13 protein-coding genes are annotated in these 20,010 nt (G+C 39.1%); 12 read left to right on the top strand and 1 reads right to left on the bottom strand.

Going from position 1 to position 20,010, the window contains the following annotated elements; translation table 11 throughout:
* The first annotated feature begins 12 nt into the window (after window positions 1–12).
* The 12 genes from A4H00_RS10015 to A4H00_RS09960 all read left to right on the top strand — a co-directional run bounded on the left by A4H00_RS10015 (window position 13) and on the right by A4H00_RS09960 (window position 18,808).
* Complete coding sequence (locus A4H00_RS10015) at window positions 13–315, top strand: PTS sugar transporter subunit IIB (protein WP_067090548.1); 303 nt, start codon at window positions 13–15, stop codon at window positions 313–315.
* A gap of 2 nt (window positions 316–317) precedes the next feature.
* Window positions 318–644 carry a PTS sugar transporter subunit IIA gene (locus A4H00_RS10010; RefSeq protein WP_067090545.1) on the top strand — a complete coding sequence of 109 codons (327 nt, stop codon included), beginning with the start codon at window positions 318–320 and terminating at the stop codon, window positions 642–644.
* A 142-nt stretch (window positions 645–786) separates the two neighbouring features.
* Window positions 787–2,172 carry an MFS transporter gene (locus A4H00_RS10005; protein WP_067090543.1) on the top strand — a complete coding sequence of 462 codons (1,386 nt, stop codon included), beginning with the start codon at window positions 787–789 and terminating at the stop codon, window positions 2,170–2,172.
* A 24-nt stretch (window positions 2,173–2,196) separates the two neighbouring features.
* The gene (locus tag A4H00_RS10000) at window positions 2,197–3,654 is read left to right on the top strand and encodes a DUF1593 domain-containing protein (RefSeq protein ID WP_067090539.1); all 1,458 of its coding nucleotides are present in this window, start codon (window positions 2,197–2,199) and stop codon (window positions 3,652–3,654) included.
* A gap of 70 nt (window positions 3,655–3,724) precedes the next feature.
* Window positions 3,725–6,127: a glycoside hydrolase family 2 TIM barrel-domain containing protein gene (locus A4H00_RS09995; RefSeq protein ID WP_067090534.1), complete on the top strand. Its 2,403-nt coding sequence runs from the start codon at window positions 3,725–3,727 to the stop codon at window positions 6,125–6,127.
* Between the two features lie 415 nt (window positions 6,128–6,542).
* Window positions 6,543–7,253, top strand: a complete 711-nt coding sequence (locus tag A4H00_RS09990; protein ID WP_067090531.1) for a LytR/AlgR family response regulator transcription factor — start codon at window positions 6,543–6,545, stop codon at window positions 7,251–7,253.
* Window positions 7,250–8,560 carry an ATP-binding protein gene (locus A4H00_RS09985; RefSeq protein WP_067090527.1) on the top strand — a complete coding sequence of 437 codons (1,311 nt, stop codon included), beginning with the start codon at window positions 7,250–7,252 and terminating at the stop codon, window positions 8,558–8,560. The genes A4H00_RS09990 and A4H00_RS09985 overlap by 4 nt, the downstream gene beginning before the upstream one ends.
* 172 nt (window positions 8,561–8,732) lie before the next feature.
* A complete protein-coding gene (locus tag A4H00_RS09980) occupies window positions 8,733–11,807 on the top strand; it encodes a glycoside hydrolase family 3 C-terminal domain-containing protein (protein ID WP_067090523.1) in 3,075 nt (1,024 codons plus the stop codon).
* Window positions 11,808–11,809: 2 nt separating this feature from the next.
* On the top strand, window positions 11,810–12,247 hold the full coding sequence (locus A4H00_RS09975) for a hypothetical protein (RefSeq protein WP_067090519.1): 438 nt from the start codon (window positions 11,810–11,812) through the stop codon (window positions 12,245–12,247).
* 162 nt (window positions 12,248–12,409) lie between these two features.
* Complete coding sequence (locus tag A4H00_RS09970) at window positions 12,410–14,959, top strand: alpha-L-rhamnosidase (RefSeq protein WP_067090516.1); 2,550 nt, start codon at window positions 12,410–12,412, stop codon at window positions 14,957–14,959.
* Between the two features lie 3 nt (window positions 14,960–14,962).
* Window positions 14,963–17,344 (top strand): glycoside hydrolase family 2 TIM barrel-domain containing protein, encoded by a 2,382-nt coding sequence (locus tag A4H00_RS09965; protein WP_067090512.1) that lies wholly within the window; start codon window positions 14,963–14,965, stop codon window positions 17,342–17,344.
* Between the two features lie 21 nt (window positions 17,345–17,365).
* Entirely contained in the window at window positions 17,366–18,808 is a 1,443-nt protein-coding gene (locus A4H00_RS09960; protein ID WP_067090508.1) for an MFS transporter, read from the top strand.
* Window positions 18,809–18,979: 171 nt separating this feature from the next.
* Here A4H00_RS09960 and A4H00_RS09955 read toward each other — a convergent pair whose 3' ends face one another.
* The gene (locus A4H00_RS09955; RefSeq protein WP_067090505.1) at window positions 18,980–19,942 is read right to left on the bottom strand and encodes an AraC family transcriptional regulator; all 963 of its coding nucleotides are present in this window, start codon (window positions 19,940–19,942) and stop codon (window positions 18,980–18,982) included.
* Window positions 19,943–20,010 lie beyond the last annotated feature (68 nt).

Here is a 20,010-nt window from a genome sequence, read left to right as displayed (position 1 = left end):
GAGGGAAAAATCATGAAAAAAATTGTATTGTTGTGTAGCGCTGGACTTTCTACAAGTATGCTTGTTGAAAAGATGAAAGTAGCAGCTAAGGAACTTGACATTGAATGTAGTATTGCTGCTTACCCTATTGCTGAAGCAGAAAAAGAAGGTAGTACAGCAGACGTTATATTTTTAGGTCCACAAGTTCGTTTTCAGATTGATGCAGTGAGGGAACAGGTTTCTTGTCCTGTTGAAGCAATTGATATGACAGCTTATGGTATGATGGATGGAAAAGCAGTTGTGAATCGTGCTATTGAATTGATTGAAGGGAAGTAACGATGGAAGGTAATGAACTTGTCGCATTTCAAATTATTTCAGCAGTTGGAACGGCTCGTAGTTGTTATATTGAAGCAATCCAATTGGCAAAAGTAGGTCAATTTGAGGAAGCGGAAGCCTTAATTAAAGAAGGGGAACAAGTATTTATTCAAGGTCACCATGCGCATAGTGAGTTGATTCAAAAAGAAGCAAGTGGAGATGGTCCAGCAATTAATTTGCTCCTACTTCATGCTGAAGATCAGCTAATTAGTGCAGAAGGGTTTAAAATTGTTGCAGAGGAATTTATTGATGTTCATAAACGTTTGAGAACGATAGAAAATGATTGTTGACAAGTTTTGAAAGGGACACTGTATTTTTTATACCTACGAAATGAACAGAAAACATCTGATTTTCAGATATAGAGATAGCGCTTTCTTGTTGATATACTGATAATTGTAAAAGATAAAAATAAATCAAAAAGGAGTTTATCTTATGGAAAATCAACAGCCAAAAGAAATCTTTGAGCGGAAATTTGCTTTTTTCCATGCTTCATCTGTTAGCGGTACAGCTATGATGATAGCGGCGATTATTGGTAGTTATTTCAGTGTCTACTTAACAGATACAGTCGGGATTGCCCCGACGGCAGTAGCAGGTTTAATGCTTGCGGCAACGTTTTGGGATGCAGTAAACGATCCAATCATGGGAGTTGTGGCAGATAGGACAAAGACACGCTGGGGAAGATATAGACCTTATTTTATTCCAGCGCCTGTTTTATTAACTTTTTTTGCCACCTTACTGTGGTTTAATCCTGGATTAGGCAAAAATAACATTTGGTACTACATGATTATCTACATTGGGTATGGTATGACTGTCACTATGTATACAATGCCACAAATGTCTGTTTTACCAGCTCATATAAAAGATGATCAATTACGAAATCGTGTAATTATGTTAGGTGCTGGCTTTACGGCTTTAATGTTTACAATTGGCTCTTCATATGCTCTTAGTCTGAAATCATTCTTTGAGAATATCTTTGGAATTTCGAACGGTTATATCCCGTTAATGCTTATTTTAGGACTTTTTTCATGTATTTCCTTCTGGGGACTATTTGCAGTATCGAAAGAAAAATATGTAGAACCTCTTCCGGAACGCCCATTAACACAAGATTTAAAACGAATTTTACGTCATAAAGAATTAACTCCGTTTATTGTTGTGTGGATTATGGCTTCACTTGGTTATGGATTGATGTTTGCAACTTCAGTATTTTATGTGATGTATTATCTTGCAAGACCTGATTTAATTGAAACGTATATGCTGGTTGTTTCTATGGGAGCCTTAGTATCAATGGTCTTTTTACTTCCAATTGTTTTACGAATTTTTAAAACTGGACAAAGAGCACTCATCTTTTCAGTTTTATCATCCTCACTTGTTTATGCGATTCTATTCTTTGTTGGAAAATCTAATTTTATCGTACTGTGCGTACTAACATTTGTAGCAACAGCATTAGCTTCTATGCAAAATGCTCTTGTAAATGTATTGGTGAATGATGCAATTGACTATATTCAGTTTACAGAAGGTATTTCAGCAAACGGGGTTATCTCGTCTATTAAGGGATTCGCTCAAAAATGTGGAAATACAGTGAGTAATTCCTTACCATTATTTATTCTTGGGTTAGTTGGATATGTAGCAGGTGCTATTGGACAACAAAATGAGGCGACGCTTTTTGTTTTGAATTTTATGCGATTTGCAGCACCGATCATTACGGGTGGTATTATGCTACTTTGTCTCCGATTTAATCCTGTCGAGAAGCACTATGATGATATTGCCCTTATGAAGAGCATGATTCGTGACCATTCTGAAGATAATCATGGAGCATAGTGGGAGCTTTTAAGGTGAGAGGAAATGAAAACGAGATTAAGAACAGTTGTGACGACAGACGGTGAAATTGATGATATCAATTCCTTCATTCGCTTATTACTTTATGCAAATGATATGGAGGTGGCGGGGATTATCCTGACCTCCTCTATGTTTCACTATAGTGGCACTCCAGAAAAACCATCTTATCGATGGACGGGAACAACTTGGATTCCTAAGATGATTGCTCGGTATGGTGAAGTCTATGCTAATCTCATTCAACACGATAAAGATTATCCTACCCCTGAGGAATTAAACTCAGTATATAGGATCGGAAACATTACTGATGTAGGGGAGATGGAAATAGAGACGGAAGGATCGAGCTTTTTATCTGAACTAATACTAGATGATGACTCGCGTCCCCTCTACATTCAATCTTGGGGTGGTACAAATACAACTGCACGCGCATTGAAAACGATTCAAGAACAATATGAACATACACCTCAGTGGGAAGAAATTAAAGAAAAGGTCGAATCAAAAGTGGTGCTCTATATGATTTTAGAACAAGATTCAACATACAGAGACTATATTGTACCAAACTGGAATTTAACAATTTTGTATGATGATATGAACTTTGGTTATTTTTCATACGGTTGGAAAAATTTAAATCCAGAGCCCAAATCATTATTTGAAAGTAGATGGCAACTAGATCATGTTGTTGGTAAAGGAAAACTTCTTGAGGAATATGCCTTGATTGGGGATGGTCATTACTTGGAAGGAGAGTTAGAGTCTGAACAATTTGGTCAAGAATCATATTTAACTGCTCATCCGAACTACCGACAATATGATTTTATTTCAGAAGGTGACTCACTATCTTATTTTTACCTATTGCCTGCTTCGCTACGTGGATTTGAAGATCCTAGCTTTGGTGGTTGGGGAGGTCGTTTTAAGAAGGTAAAAAAACAGATATACCGAAATCGTGCCTATGACTATAATCCACTAACTTCACGTTTTGAAGTAGAGTATTCTTTTATTCGTTGGATTAGAGCTATTCAGTCAGATTTTGCTGCGCGTGCTAATTGGTGTATAACTGATCGGTTTGAACAGGCAAATCACTATCCAGTCATATCTGATATGGCTGATTACTTAGTAACTGCCGGTCAAAAAGTAACATTAGATGCGCAAGCAAGGGATTTAAATGACTTGCAACTAGAGTATAAATGGTGGTGTTATGAAGAAGTATCAACTTATTGGGATTTCAGTCAGATTGATATGATCGAGGAAAAAACTGTCTTTGCTGATATGGAGCTTGTGACCTCTATTCATTCAGGTACAATTGAAAAAACTTGGTTGCTTGAGATGGAAGGGGTTCATACTTCAACTATGACTGTCACAATCCCTGATGATGCTAAGACAGGAGATACATTCCATATGGTGTTAGAAATCTCGAATCAATGTGATACTCCTCTAACATCTTATAAAAGGATTATTTTAACAGTTCAATAAAAATAAAGCGGCAACGACTCGGTTGAATAATCTTCTCTGGGTCGTTCTTGTCTATTAGAAAGGATATGTCATGAAAGAAACACTATATAATCAAGGCTGGAAATTTTGGAAAGATGGGGATTCGTTTGCCCTAGTCTGGGATGTTCCTAATCATGCTCGAGAGATAACTGTACCACATGATGCGATGCTTGAGCTAGAACCATATTCGGAAAGTCAAAATGGTGGAAATACAGGATTCCGTGATGGCGAGAATTATGTTTATTTGAAGAATTTTACCCTAACGAAGGAAGTACAGCATAAAAGGTTCATTTTGAAATTTGAAGGTTCCTATATGAATACTTTCGTCTATGTCAATGGTCAATTGGCAGGTAAACATCATTTTGGTTACACGACATTTGAAATTCCAATCCATGACTTTTTGAACATTGGAGACAATGAGATTCGTGTTCAAGTGCGAAATGGTGCGATGAGCAATAGTCGTTGGTATTCAGGAAGTGGACTGTATCGAGATGTTTATCTGCTAGAAAGTGAACAACTACATTTCTCTTCTCTGGGAAGCAGGGTTAAGACAGTTGAGTTGAATGGCCAGGATGCGTTGATAGAAGTTGGGGTGGCAATTGAAAACGAAACTGCTCGTCCACAACGTTTATCTATTGAAACACGGATTTTTGATGCTGAAAATCAGCTAATTGTAACTGATGAGCGCCCGTATTTTCTTCCAACAGGACAAAAAGAGTACTATAGCCACCAGTATCTGCTAACTAATGCGACATTTTGGACTGCAGAAACACCAATTCTGTATAAAATTGAGCAAAAAATTCTTCAGAAAGGTTTCGTTATTGATGAAGTTAGTAAACAGTTCGGTATTCGCACAATCCATGTTGATAGCAAGCGAGGATTACGGATAAACGGCCAACCTGTTAAGTTGAGAGGAGCCTGTATCCATCATGATAGTGGGTTGCTAGGAGCAAAAACCTACGAAACAGCCCACAGGCGCCAAATAAGAATTTTAAAAGATGCAGGATTTAATGCAATTCGGATGGCGCATCATCCAGCTGCTCCAGCTCTGTTGAAGGCATGTGATGAATTGGGAATGTATGTCATGGATGAGACGTTCGATATGTGGACTCGTTTTAAAAGTGATTTTGATTACAGTCTAGTATTTGAAGAACAGTGGGAAAAGGATGTGAAGGCCATGGTTGATTCAGATTACAATCATCCTAGTGTGATTCTTTATTCCATTGGCAATGAAATCCCTGAAATTGCGACAGAGCATGGTAGTTATCTAGCTAAGAAAATCCATGATGCAATTAAGGCAATAGACAATTCTCGGCCGACCCTAGCAGGTATTAATGGTATTTTTGCTTCTGGTGATCGCATTCCAGAGATTATGGCAGATGTTGCTGCTCAATCTACTGATATTGAAGGGAACGTCAATGATTTTATGACCTTGATTGATCAACGATTAGATGAAATTGTTACTCATCCCATTGTTGGAGAAAAACTCGAACTGGCTACTGCAGCAACAGATATTGCCGGCTACAATTATATGACGGCTCGATATGAAGTCGACAGCAAGCAGTACCCAAATCGAATAATGGTTGGTAGTGAAACTTACCCACCCGAAATTGCGCGGAATTGGACCATCATTCAACAATTGCCAAGTGTGATTGGTGATTTCACATGGACTGGGTGGGACTATATTGGTGAAGCTGGTGTTGGTGTTCCGGCCTATCGGTTTGGAGAGGGAGGATTTAGTGCTCAGTTTCCATGTCAATTAGCCTACACAGGCGACATCGATATTACTGGAGTAAGGAGGCCTCTATCCTATTATCGAGAGATTGTTTTTGGTTTTCGTCGTGCTCCCTATATCGCAGTTCAAAATCCTACGCATTACGGTGAAAAATTGATTAAAACTCCGTGGGTTCTGTCTGATTCTATCAGTTCCTGGACGTGGAATGGTCATGAAGGACAACCTGTCATAGTTGAAGTTTATGCACCAGGAGAGCAAGTCGCTCTCTACTTGAATGATGAATTAGTAGAAATCAAAGAAGTTGGAACAAATTTAGCACATGTCACTTATTTTGAGCTTCCTTACCAAGCAGGAGTGTTAAAAGCAATTAACTACCAAAATGGGCAAATAATTGGAGAAACAATTTTGTCTAGCGCGGATGTCGCAACGATGCACCTTACAGCAACTGTTGAAGAAAATGAAGATTTGACCTATATTTCCCTTGCGTTAGAAGATGAAAATGATGTGTTGATTACAAATCAGGATTGTCTATTATCTGTCGAAGTGAGTGGTGCTGAAATTCTAGGTTTTGGTAGTGGTAATCCGAAACCAGATTACCATTATCAATCAAACATAACCACTACTTATAATGGTCGAGCACTTCTTATTGTACAGAAGTCAGCTCCACAAACTAAGGTTATCGTTGAAGGAAGGAATAATACGGTTATCGTTGATTTATAGGATAACAATTGAGGAGTGTAAGACAAAAATCCCTGACCTCATTACTTTTGTAGTTTTAACAGTTCGACGCAGTAGTTGTCGGGTTTGTAAAACGTTGATAAATCAACATTCTACAAACAGCGTCAACTTACAGGGGTGAGAGTAAACAAATCCAGTGGAGTAGTTTAGCCGGAACCCAGAAATAAAGAAGTGGGGGAAATCGATTTCTGCGAAATACCGATTTTTTATACGTATTCTTCTAGATTACATTCTTTTGTGGATGACACGTTCATCATGGTTTGTCTCACTCCTCTTTTTAATCATGCAACCAGATTTTTTAGAGGAGATAGTTGATGAGTAAGCCATCGAAGCAGCAAAATAATACATTGAATCTCTCTTTTAAAATGGTATAATGGTGAGTGGATTGGAGGAGAGAATGATTCGGATAGCAATTGTTGAAGATGATGATGGATATGCTCAAACCTTGATTGATTTTTTGCAGCGTTATGAACGGGAACAAGATACTCAGTTTAAATGGACACGGTACAAAGATGGAGAAGAAATTGTCTTGAACTATCCTGACAACGTCGATATTATCTTGATGGACATTGAAATGGATCGAATGGATGGGATGACTGCGGCCGAAAAAATTCGTGTGCGTGATCGAGATGTTGTGATTATTTTTATAACAAATATGATGCACTATGCTATGAAAGGCTATGCCGTTGAAGCCCTGGACTATGTTTTAAAACCCATCAATTATTTTGCTTTTGCTCAGCGAATAACGAGAGCGTTGGAGCGCATGACGAAAAAACAGGGCAAGCAACTATTGATTAGTCGGTATAACAATGTCAAACGCATTTCAACAGATGAATTGGCATATGTCGAAGTCCACAATCATGAGATTGAATATCACTTGGTAGAAGAAGTGATTAGTGTTAGAGGGACTTTAAAGGCTTTGGAAAAAGAGTTAGAAGGTTTGCCATTTTTCCGCTGTAATAGTGGTTGTATCATTAATTTAGACTATGTGGATGGGCTGGAAGATAATGATGTGCTGGTCGGAGAAAATAGGATACCAGTCAGTAGAGCTAGACGCAAGGAATTTTTAGATAGAATGAATCATTATCTAAATGAGGTTGGAAAATGACAGAAGCAGTCTTACAACACACACCTGGCTTATTTTATGCATGGGCTTATTGGGTTAGTGCCTGTTTTAGTATCTGGCTGAGTCCGAAACGCTTACAGGGACCTTCATTAGTTGGTCTTCAGATAGGGTTCTTGCTTACTTTAATGGTTTTAATGACCATGAGTGATGGGATTACGATTATTTTTCTTCCGATGATGCTGTTATATCTAGCCTTGATTTTATACGATATTCATCTAGCCTGCCGGTATGATGTCAAAACCAGTATCTATTTTGCTGTTCGGACGTTTATTACTGGAGAATTTATCGCTTCGCTAGCATGGCAGGTTACATTTTATGTGGCGACTCTTTTCCAGATACGGGTCCAGTATACAACTTATGCCTTAGGAATGTTGGTTACTTTGCCGATTGTGGTGTGTAGTCTGTACTTTTTAGAAAAAGAGTTGAAACAGTTTAATCATCACTTATCGATAAGTAACCGTGAGATGGTTTCTACTCTAATGATTGGTATAGCAGTTTTTGTGATGAGCAATTTAAGCTATGTTGTAGGCGAGAGTGTCTTCAGTGTGAATGTGTCAAAAGAATTATTTCTCATTCGAACCTTGGTAGATTTTGCAGGAGTAGCTCTTCTAAATGCGTATCATTTTCAGATTAGTGGGCTAAAAGCACGGACAGAAAAAGACAAACTGCAAGACATACTTTCTACTCAACATGCGAATTACGCGATGTTAGAGCAAAGTATGAATGTGGTTAATCAGAAATACCATGATTTAAAATACCAGATTCAGGCTATTCGGGAAGGAATGAGCACAGAAGAAGGTCAAGCCTATTTAGATCAGGTTGAAAAAGATATTAAATTATACGAGGCACAGAATCGTACAGGGCACCCGATTGTCGATACCATTTTGACTGGAAAATCGATTCAATGTCAATTAAAAGAGATTGAATTTACAACTGTTGTAGATGGAAAGTCTTTGGAATTTCTAGATGCAGTTCAATTGATGACTTTACTAGGAAATATGCTGGATAATGCAATTGAAAATACAGAAAAAATTGAGGACAAGAAACAGCGGTTGATTCATTTAGTGGTGACAAAGACCAAGGGATTTGTCCGTATTCGATTGGAAAATCGATTTGAAGGGGATTTGGAATTTGTAGGCAATCTTCCGAAAACGACGAAGGCAGAAGAAGGATATCACGGCTTTGGCTTAAAAAGCATCCAGTCGATTGTACACCAGTATGGAGGTTCCTTAGAGATTCTCACACGTGACGGTTGGTTTGAGCTTTCTATTTTATTTCCACCACAGTAATCTAGTGTTTGTCCAATTACGACGAAAAAAAGACGATATACGACAGAAGTGTTGTAATCGTTTTCTTTTTCGCTATAATAATTTCATAAACGAAAACCGCTTTCATAATAGGAATAGTTTCTAGAGCTAGTCGCCTGTTTGAGAAAGCCAAAAGATATACGGAGGTTAAAAAATGAAAAACTCAGGTAGAGTATTTCGTGGGATGTCAGCATTGTTCCTATCATCTTCGGTAGCATTAGCTAGTGCAACTGGAATTGTGAATACTTGGCGGAGTTCAATTGACTTTGCACTTGGTACTTCAAGTACAATGACAACAAGTGATGATAAATTTAAGCCGATTTATGAAACGACAGATGCTTTAGTAGCTGCGCATAAGGATTTAGGAAAACGCGTTTCTGAGGAAGGAAGTGTCTTATTAAAAAATGCAAAAGCTACTTTGCCTTTAAAAAATAAGAAGGTTACCTTGTTTGGAATGGGAAGCCAATATCCTTTCCTTGGAGGTGTAATTGGCAGTACAGTAACGAGTGAAGATCAGGTTGATTTAGTAACAGCTTTGACTGATACTGGATTTGATGTGAATCCAACCATGCTGGATATCTATAAAACCTTTGGTGAAGTCCAAACGGGTGAAAAGAAGACTTGGACAGGAACTGCTCCTATCTATGGCCATAGACCGGCCGAATTTTCAACACCATATGAACCTTCTGAGCCAGCTATTTCTAGCTATACGACAGAAGGGAAAGCAAAAGCTGACTACCAAGATAGCTTTAAGGAATATAATGATGCAGCTATCGTTGTGATTTCGCGTCCTGGCTCTGAAGGAAATGATTATTATCCGGGTGCAGAAGGGATTGACACAAAGAAATATGAAACGGATAGTGTTCTTTCCCTTAGTAAGAACGAAAAAGAAATTCTTCAATTGGCCAAGGATAACTTTGACAAAGTCATTGTGCTTGTCAATAGCGGTTCTGTGATGGAAATTGAAGAACTCAAAAAAGATGAAAAAGTTGATTCAATCCTGTATATCGGCTTCCCTGGTGCCTATGGGATGAATGGTGTCGCAGATGTTTTGAGTGGAAAAGCAAATCCTTCAGGGCATTTGGCAGATACTTATGCAGTTGATAATTCAGTTGCTCCTGCCTCTCAAAACTTTGGTCGTATTGAGTTAAAAGATCTTTCTAAGATTACTGCCCCAAATTCATTGATGGGGAATTTATCTCCAACTTCTCCTCTAGGAAGTTTCGGAGGAGAACCAGCTATGGCTGCAAACTACTATTTGGTTGAAGCGGAAGGAATCTATACAGGATATAAATATTATGAATCTCGTTACTACGATAGCGTGTTGGGACAAGGAAATGCCTCTAGTGCTAAAGGAGCGTCTAAGGGAGCGTCATCGTGGAAATATGAGAATGAAGTAAGCTATCCTTTTGGTTATGGTCTATCTTATACAACTTTTGAGCAAACACTAAATAGTGTCAAAGTAGATCCGGATGCCCAAACTGTTACAGCAAGTGTAACGGTAAAAAATACAGGAGATGTAGCTGGTAAAGATGTCGCCCAACTCTACTATCAAGCACCATACACCGATTACGACAAACAACATCAGGTTGAAAAATCTGCTCTTGAATTTCTTGGCATGGAAAAAACAAAAGAGTTGAAACCTGGAGAATCTGAAACAGTTACGATTACAGCAGATATGAAATATATGACTAGCTGGGATTCAACTGCTAAAGGCGGTAAAGGTGGTTTGATTTTAGATGGTGGAAATTATTACTTTGCCATTGGTGAGAACGCCCATGCTGCTGTTAACAATATCCTAGCTGCACAAGGACAAAAAGAGCTAGGTAATGCAGCCTTGGCTACTAATCAAGTAATTGGTTCAGAAGGTCAAGTTGATGAAACCAGTTTTGCTAAATCCAAGAAAACTGGAAACGAGATTGTGAATCAATTGGAAGATGCAGATATTAATTACTACAAGAAAGATTATGTAACATACCTATCACGTAGTGATTGGGAGAGAACATTCCCTAAAAAATATGATGATTTGACAATTGATGGCGATAAAGTGGATGAATGGGTTCAAAAATTAACAAACGAAATCTATCAATTTGATGCGGACGGTGAAGTGAAGACAGAATACTTAAAGGGTTCTAAAGGGAACTTAAAACTGTCTGATTTGGCCGGAAGCGTCGACGCAGGAGATCCTCGTTGGAATGAACTTGTTAATCAAATTCCTCTCGATGTACTAATTGCAAAAATTTCTAAAGGCGGAAGCGTCAGCGATGTGATCAATGAAATTGCTTCGCCCCTCGTTTATCAAAATGATGGGCCAAATGGCTTCTCAAATATCCTAAGCTCTCGTGGAGAATATGCTGATGATAAAAATGCAAATTACAATATGGGAACAATGGCAAATGAAGTTGTTCTTGGTAATACCTTCAATAAGGCATTAGTAACAGAGTGGGGGCAATTGCTAGGAAACGATGGATTGATGAGTGGCAACTGGTTTGTTTGGGGCGTTGGCGCTAATGTACACCGCACAGCCTACAATGGTCGTAACTTTGAATACTATTCAGAAGACGACATGCTATCGAACTATATGACACGTGCGACGGTTGATGGAGCAATGGAATATGGTGTATTAGTGGGACCAAAACATTTCGCCTTTAATGATCAAGAGACACAACGTTCTGGTATTGCAACCTATATGAATGAACAAAAAGCGCGTGAAGGTGATCTTCGGGCTTTCCAAGGAGCTTTTGATGAAGGAAATGGTTTGGCAGTTATGGCCTCCTTCTCACGGATTGGTGCAACTCCAGTCAACGGCTCAGCTGCCGTATTGACCAATATTCTGCGCGGAGAATGGGGTTATCAAGGCTTGATTTCAACAGATATGAATAACAATGCTGGTTATTTCCGTCCAGAAATGTTAATCAATGCCGGTGTGTCAATGATTGCTGACTTCTCAACCAACGAAACCATGAAAGAAGTAAATGAAACATGGCCATACTTCACGACTGAACTTATCAAGCAAGATGAAGAATTTGTTGCAAAAGCTCGTGAGAATATGAAATATCAATTATTTGCCTATGCGAATAGTGCGGCGCAAAATGTTCAGACCATTAGTGTGACACCATGGTGGGAAACAGCTTTCTATGGAATGATGGGGGCTTCAGGTGTTCTAGCACTTGTCTTTGGAGGTTTGTATTTCCGTCAAAATTGTAAGAGTAGAAAGGAAGGAGTATAAGGATGTCAACGTTAAAACAATCTATTGAGTTTTATGCTAATGTAATTGTCAGTATCATGTTGGTTGTCGTAACAGGTTTTTACATTGCTAATGTCAATCAACCATACTATCAAGACATGAATAGTGTCGTGTTAACGACCTTAGTCGCAACCTTGATGCTTAGTCTTGTTCCCTTTGGGTTGAAACACATTCATTCACAACGCGCAAAATTTATTTTCTCAAATGTCTTTAAATTTGCACTTCCATCTTTCATTATCTTTTCAGGGGTCAAATTTTTAGCAATGCGAGTTGAGTCATTTGGATACATTTTTGCTTCGAATCTTGAAGCAGGTAACGCAGCAGCGACAACTGCAGCAACTCAGGCAGTTATGCTCTTGGTATTATTTGTCATTACTTGGTTCTTATCCGTTATGACAGCCTTTCTATCAACTGAGGGATAGAGTATTGTTAGCAGTAGTAGGGTGCCCATGGATTGTGGTACCACCCTACTTTTGCTTTTTACTAAATGACTTAGTTATTTCAATTAAATCTAGGAAAGATAGTTCCTAGATTTGCTTTAGATAGTTAAGAAATACAGTAAGAATAGGAGATAAATAAACGAGATGTTAAAAATTACAAAATTTACATGTGAGAATCTTGAAAAGAATTGTGTGACGGATAAAGAGCATCCTGCCTTTTCTTATCAATTAGAGAGCGATTTAGAAGCTACTTTTGTTGAGCAAGCTACATTAACGGTGAATGGCTGGACGCTTGAGACAGGAGAGCAGATCGCCTTAGAATACCAAGGACCTGCTTTACAGCCTTTTACGAAATATGAAGCCGAACTGATGGTGGTAGATAATCATGGTCAGACTGCTACTGCCCGCATGACCTTTGAGACAGGACGATTGGCAATTCCGTGGCAAGCAAATTGGATAACAGACGGAACATATCGTTTTGTAGAAAAAAAGATTTCCCCGAATCCCATGACTTTTCATAAAGCATTTTCACTCAAAAAGCCCATACAATCAGCTAAAATTTATTCAACAGCTCTAGGTATCTACACAATTTTTATAAATGAGCAACGTACGGGACAAGATTATTTTGCTCCTGGATTTACTTCTTATAAGACGAATCTTCAATACCAAGTATATGATGTGACGGATCAGTTATCAGATCAGAATCATATCTACGTAACGGTTGCCGGTGGCTGGGCAGTTGGTAGCTTTATCTATACTAGGAAAAATCGTATTACAGCAAATCGTCAAGCTCTCTTAATGGAACTTCATGTAACATATGAAGATGGTGAGCAAGAAGTCATTGTTAGCGATGAATCATGGGGCGTAACGACTGAGGGACCTTGGGAAATGGCTGATTTTTATGATGGTGAAAGCTATAATGCCACAAAAGAATTGCATTCTCTCTCTTTCCATGCTGCGAGTAAAGAAATGGTGAGTATTCGCCCCTGTATCTCTTCAACTTATGGCTCATTGGTAAAGGCACATGAAGTCTTTTATCCTCAAACTATCAGACAGGAAGCTGGTGAAATCATTTATGATTTTGGACAAAATTTTGCTGGTCTTGTCCAACTGACGGTTCGTGGAAAAAAAGGTCAACAGATTACGATTCGACATGCTGAAATTTTACATCCAGATGGTCGCCTTAATACAACTTTTTTACGTACTGCTAAAGCTACGTTAACCTATACCTGTCGCGAAGGACGTCAAACCTATCGCCCTGAATTTACCTATATGGGCTTTCGTTATATTAGTGTTTCAGGGATTGAGGTAGCAGATATTGAGAGCATTTCAGCAGTTGCTCTTTACTCTGATATAGAGGAAACCGGAAGTTTTGAGTCTTCCAATCCTCAATTAAACCAACTGCAGTCAAATATTGTGTGGAGTTCTAAGTCGAACTTTGTCGATATTCCCACAGACTGTCCTCAGCGTGATGAGCGAATGGGGTGGACAGGGGATATTGCTGTTTTTGCACCAACTGCGACCTACTTATTTGATATGAGTCGCTTTCTAGAAAAATGGCTAACAGATGTACAAAATGAGCAATTACCGACTGGGGGTATTCCCAATACTGTACCGGTTCAGGGATTTGGATTCCCAGTAACCATGCCTACAATGGCGATTGATTTTTGGGGTGATGCGTGTATTCTTGTACCTTGGGCTCAATATCAAGCACGAGGTGATAAACGCATACTTGCTCAATACTATCCTATGATGAAGAAATATGTGGATGCTTGCAAATTTTGGGCTGGACTAGGTAGTTTTGGTCTTCATCGCTATATCTGGCATACTCATCATTCCTTACATTTTGGCGATTGGGTCGCGCCGGATGTACCTCAAATGTCACAGTGGCAGAAGCGCAGTAAATATACTGCTACGGCTAGTTTGAAAAATACAAGCCAGCTAGTTGCAGAAATTGCTCGTTTATTAGGATTTGAAAAAGATGCAGAATATTACCAAGAGGTGAGTCAAAAAACAGCTCAAGCTTATGAGCAGTTATTGACGAAAAATGGTCAGTTGAAAGAAGAGTTCCAAACGGGCTATGTACTTCCGATTTACTATGATATGTTTAGTGAATCAGCTAAAAAAATAGCGCTAGAGCGACTTGTTTCAATGGTTAAGAAAAATAAGTACAAAATAGGAACAGGTTTCCCAGGCACGCCCTATATCTTGTTTGCCTTGGCCGATAATGGCTATGAAGATGTTGCCTATAAAATGTTGCTAAATGATGTCTGTCCGTCTTGGCTTTACGAAGTGAAAATGGGAGCAACAACTATTTGGGAACGATGGGATGGCTTAGATGAAAACGGTCAGTGTCCGATTGGAGATGACGGTACAGATCAGATGATTTCTTACAACCACTACGCAAGTGGTGCGGTCGGAGACTTTCTTTACCGACGTGTTGCTGGGATTGAACCATTAGAAGCAGGTTATAAGCGGTTCAAGGTAGCCCCACTCATTGGTGGTGGTCTAACAGAGGTTAAGGCACGTTATGCTTCAGCTTATGGAGATATTGCTGTTCATTGGATGGTTGAAGGCAATGGAATTCATCTTCTTCTTCAGGTTCCCGTTGGGACACAGGCTGAAGTTTCTTTGGCTGGCTACGAAGGTCAGGTATACAGTAGTGGAAGATATGAAATTCGATGGGAGAGATAGTGTATGAAAAAGGTAGATTTTTCAACTGGCTGGAGATACAAACATCTAGATCGAGATGAAGCATTTCAAGAAATCACGATTCCACACGATGCGATGTTTTCTGAGCAAAGGACCGCAGAATCTTTAGGCGGTAAAAATGTTGCCTTTTTTGAGGGATACGATTACCTCTATCAAAAAGATTTTGAACTCCAAGAAGACTGGGAGAACAAGAGACTTGTCTTAGAATTCGAAGGGGTTTATCACAATGCAGAAGTCTATTTGAACGGCAAAAAGCTCTATTTTAGACCATATGGTTATACAAATTTCTTCGTTGATATCACGGAGTCTGTCTTACTTGGTCAGAAAAATCGACTTGAGGTGATTGCACGAAATAGTGATCAACCCAATAGTCGTTGGTATTCTGGTGCAGGTATCTATCGTCCAGTGCAACTCTATATTGGTGGAAAAGACTATATCTTGGAACAGGGGATTCGTTTAACTACTTTATCGATTGAACCGGCTAGAATACAAATTGAGCTGATTGCAAATCATGCAGGTGTCGCAACAGCCACAATTGCTTATAAGGGACAGTCAATCTGTGAAAGCTCGATTTTCCTTGATGAATCCGGATATGGGCAAGCAATTGTGCAGCTTAATGAGGCCCTTCTTTGGTCAGCAGATGCTCCTAATCTCTATACTGTAACAATCCGATTTGGAGAAGACTGCGTAACAGAACCGTTCGGAATTCGGACATTAAACTGGGATGCCGAGCATGGCCTAACGATAAATGGTCAGAGAGAAATTCTACGTGGCGCTTGCATCCATCATGATAATGGCTTGCTAGGAGCTTGTGCATTTTCAGAAGCAGAAGAGCGTAAAATACAGCTGTTAAAAAAGAATGGCTACAATGCGATTCGTTCTGCCCATAATCCATGCTCAAAAGCCTTGCTAGATGCTTGTGATCGCCTTGGTATGTACGTCATGGACGAGTACTTGGATGTATGGTATATTCATAAGACAGACAATGATTATGCCCACTATATGGCAGAATGGTGGCCAGAGGACTTGAAAGATATGGTTCAGAAAGACTATAATCACCCAAGTGTCATTATGTATTCTACTGGAAATGAAGTTTCTGAGACGGCACAACCTCGTGGTATTCAGTTGACAAAAGAAATGACGGATTACCTCCACCAGCTTGATGCGACCCGTCCTGTAACCTGTGGCGTAAATATTTTCTTTAATTTTCTCAGTTCCATTGGTCTAGGCATTTATTCGGATGAAAAAGCGAAAAAAGAGGTAGCTAATCACAAGAAGAAAGCACCTGTCGGCAGCGAATTTTATAATACCTTGGCTGGTTTAACAGGAGCAGAATTTATGAAACGTGGGGCGACCTTGCATGCTTGTGATGTCAAGACTCGAGATGCTTTTGCCAACATGGACATAGCTGGTTACAACTATGGAATTCTCCGCTATCAGAAAGATTTAAAAAAATACCCGAATCGTTTTATTTTAGGGACAGAAACTTTCTGTAGTGATGCCTATTCATTTTGGGAGATGGCAAAAAAGCACCCTCGAATTATTGGTGATTTTGTATGGGCTGGTATGGATTACATGGGAGAAACAGGCGTTGGTGCATGGGAATATGAAGATTATTATCCTAAATCTGCTCCTAAAGAAGGCTGGCTAACAGCGGGTAGTGGACGCTTAAATATTCTTGGTCGTCCCTTAGCTGAAGCAAGCTATACCAAAGTAGCTTTTGAAGTGCTCAAGCAACCTGTCTTAGCGGTTAGGCCTGTTTATCAAACCGGAAAACATAGTCCTTCTGCTTGGAAAATGACGGATGCCCTTCATTCTTGGACCTATCCTGGTTATGAAGGAATGAAAGCAACAGTTGAAGTATATGCTCGTGCTGCGCGTGCAGAACTTTATATTAATAGCCGTTTGGTCGGGCGTAAAAGATTTAAAAATGATTGTAAAGTCATTTTTCATACAAGATATGAGCCAGGAGAATTGAAAGTATTAACCTATAATCAACAAAATCAGCTAATCGGGCAAACTCATTTGGTAACGGCTGAAGATGAAACACTTATCCAGATTGAACCCGAGACTGGTGCGCAAGCTGGACAATTACTTTTTGTACCGATTCGTTATACAGACCCAGCAGGAATTTTAAAACCTATGCATCGTGGTCGGTTAAAAATTTCAGTCCTCGGAGGAGATTTAGTTGGCTTTGGACATGCTTGCCCTTATAATCGTGAGGGGTATCTATTAGATGAGTCAGATACCTATTACGGCGAGGCAATGGCAATTGTTCGTCCACATCAATCAGAGCAACTAACTCTATCCGTGACTGACGGTGCACTGAGTGCTCAATTAGAGCTACCAATTATTAAGAATAGATAGAAAAAGTTTTGAGGAGAAAAGATGAAACAATTTTTCAATCAAGCGATATTAGATAGTCGCATAAAAAAAGATACTGTAGGTCTTGTTGAAAAGAGCTTGGGGTATTTTGTAGGACCATTTCTAGCCTTGATTTCGAATGCCATCTTGGCTTCTTACTTAAATCGGTACTACTCAGATGTCATTGGTTGGACTGACAGTGAAAAATTTGGGATATTTTCAGCAACTCTCCCAATTGTTTCAGTTATTTTGGTAGTCATTGGCAATCTTGTCTTGGGTCGACTCATCGACACCACAAGAACAAGACAAGGAAAAGCAAGGCCGTATCTATTTCTTTCAGCCTTTTTAGTGGCCCTGTCTCTTCTAGTGATGTTTACTCTACCATTAGAAGGAAATCCGATTGTTCAAATGCTTTGGATTGCTTTATCTTACAACTTTTATTATGCAGTAGCTTACCCCTTCTTTTATACTTCTCATAGTTCCATGGTCTCTTTATCAACCAGAGATTCAAACAGTAGGGGGCTATTGGCTACTTTGTCCAATGCGGCAGGAGTAGCTGCTGTCGGACTTGGGGCAAGTATCTTGGTTCCTATCTTTTTGCAGAATATTCTTTTTGTGGAACATGACGGTAGTTTAGATCGTTTAGCTAGCTATCAAAATTGGCGTTGGGCTATTGGTATTCTTTGTCTTATAACATTGGTTGGTATTTTATTAGAATATTATTTCACAAGAGAGCGGGTTACGGAAGAAGAAAACCAACTAGCTTCATCTGAAAAATCGATTCCATTGATGCAACAGTTGAAAGTATGCTTATCGAATAAATATTGGTGGCTGATTATTCTTTATTTCTTATTATTCCAGCTAGGTGGTCTCATTAAAAATGGTTCAATGAGTTATTACAGTCGTTGGATGTTTGAAGGAGTTACGACAGAAGCAGCTGCTGGAAGTGCTATGGGGATGCTTGGTTTTATTGGGGGACTACCGACAGCATTGGGTATGGTAGTAGCCTGGCCGATTGCCAATAAATTGGGAAAACAAAAGGCTATCGTCTTAGGACTCATTATTTCTGTATTGGGTGGACTAGTTAGTTTCATTGATGTACATAACTTCGTTATTGTCTGTGTCGGTGTTGTATTAAAAGGAATTGGGTCTATTCCAGCCATGTATGTGACCTTAGCGCTCTTATCTGATGTCCTTGATTACTTAGAACTAAAAAATGGTTTTCGTAGTGACGGCTTGACTATGTCTGTTTACGGCGCAATTATGGTTGGGATGTCTGGTATCGGAAATGGGATTATTAATAGTCTACTATCTTCTGCAGGCTATGACCCAAGTCTCACCGCTCAAAGTGACATGGTGAGCAGTATGTTGGTATTTTGTTACCTAGGAGCTGAACTAATTTGCTATGCTATCCTTGTTGTTCTCGTGTCCTTTTTAACAGTTGAAAAGAAACTAAAAAATAGCTAAAGGCTGGGACAAACCAGGATGAGCACGTTACGCTCACCCTGGTTTGTCCCACTCCCTTTCTTATCAAATAATCCAGTATTTGATGATAGGTTATTCGCCTTTGGAGTCCGAAACATCATCTGGATGTGCTGTGTTTCCCCTTTTGACGGTTGTCATGATTATAAAATTACCCTATTTCTCTCTTTCCTCCTTTGGTCCATGACCGAAGGTTTCTTTGTATTTTTTGTAAAAATATGTTTTGTTACTAAAACCAACTTCAAGAGCAATTTCATGAATGGGGAGATGAGTAGATTGGAGAAGGAGACGTGCTTTCATTAGTTTTCGTTGGTTTATGAGTTGCGTGAGTGGGAAACCACTTTCAGCTTTGATAAGGTTACTGAGATAGTTTTTGTTAAAATTTAAACGCTCAGCAAGTTCATGTAGCGAGATAGTCGCAAATTCCTTGTCAATAATTTTTAGTACCTTCAGATAAGGAGTTTCTTCTAGTTGGAGCTCCTTTTCTGTGATACGAGGGAGACAGCGCGCCAGTTCGTAAAATAGAATTGGTAGATACTGACTGATAATTTGTTGGGAAAAAGATTGGGGTAGGAAATACTCTGTCATCATATTATGAAGAGTGGCTTGTAGTTGTGGTTGATTACTTGTCGAGATGATAAGGAAATTATCCCGTTGGTAATTAGCGGAAGCATCTGACAAGAGAAATTGATAGAGCAGACTTTGTTCCCCCTGCAACTGTCCTAACCATTCCAAGGAAATATCTTGATTGCGAAAGAGAAGATTGATAAGGATATCTTTTTCTCCTAAACTTTCGATTGAATGGCGGCTGTTGACATCCATTAGTAGTAGGTCTCCTTCCCGTAATTGCTGTTCTGTCCCGTTAATCACCTGTCGACAAGTCCCTTTGTAAACATAATTTAACTCGAGAAATTGGTGTGTATGCTCTGGATAAGGAGCATAGCGGCTATGTTTACTCATGAAAACATCTTTATTTTGGAAGAAAAAATGCTGTGATAGTCTAGGTGTACTGTTTGGCTTTAATAGTTCGGTATCTAAATAATCTGCAATAAAACCTGTTTCTTTTTGCTTTGCTTCGTGCTTGGTTTCTTGAAATAACAATTCATCTAGGGAAGTCATCTAGTTTCTCCTGCCTGTAAATTTGATACACTTTATCTTATCTATTGATATTGTATCATAAAAAAGAT

The organism is Streptococcus marmotae, from assembly GCF_001623565.1.
Taxonomy (GTDB): domain Bacteria; phylum Bacillota; class Bacilli; order Lactobacillales; family Streptococcaceae; genus Streptococcus; species Streptococcus marmotae.
This window is presented reverse-complemented; position numbering and strand designations above follow the sequence as displayed.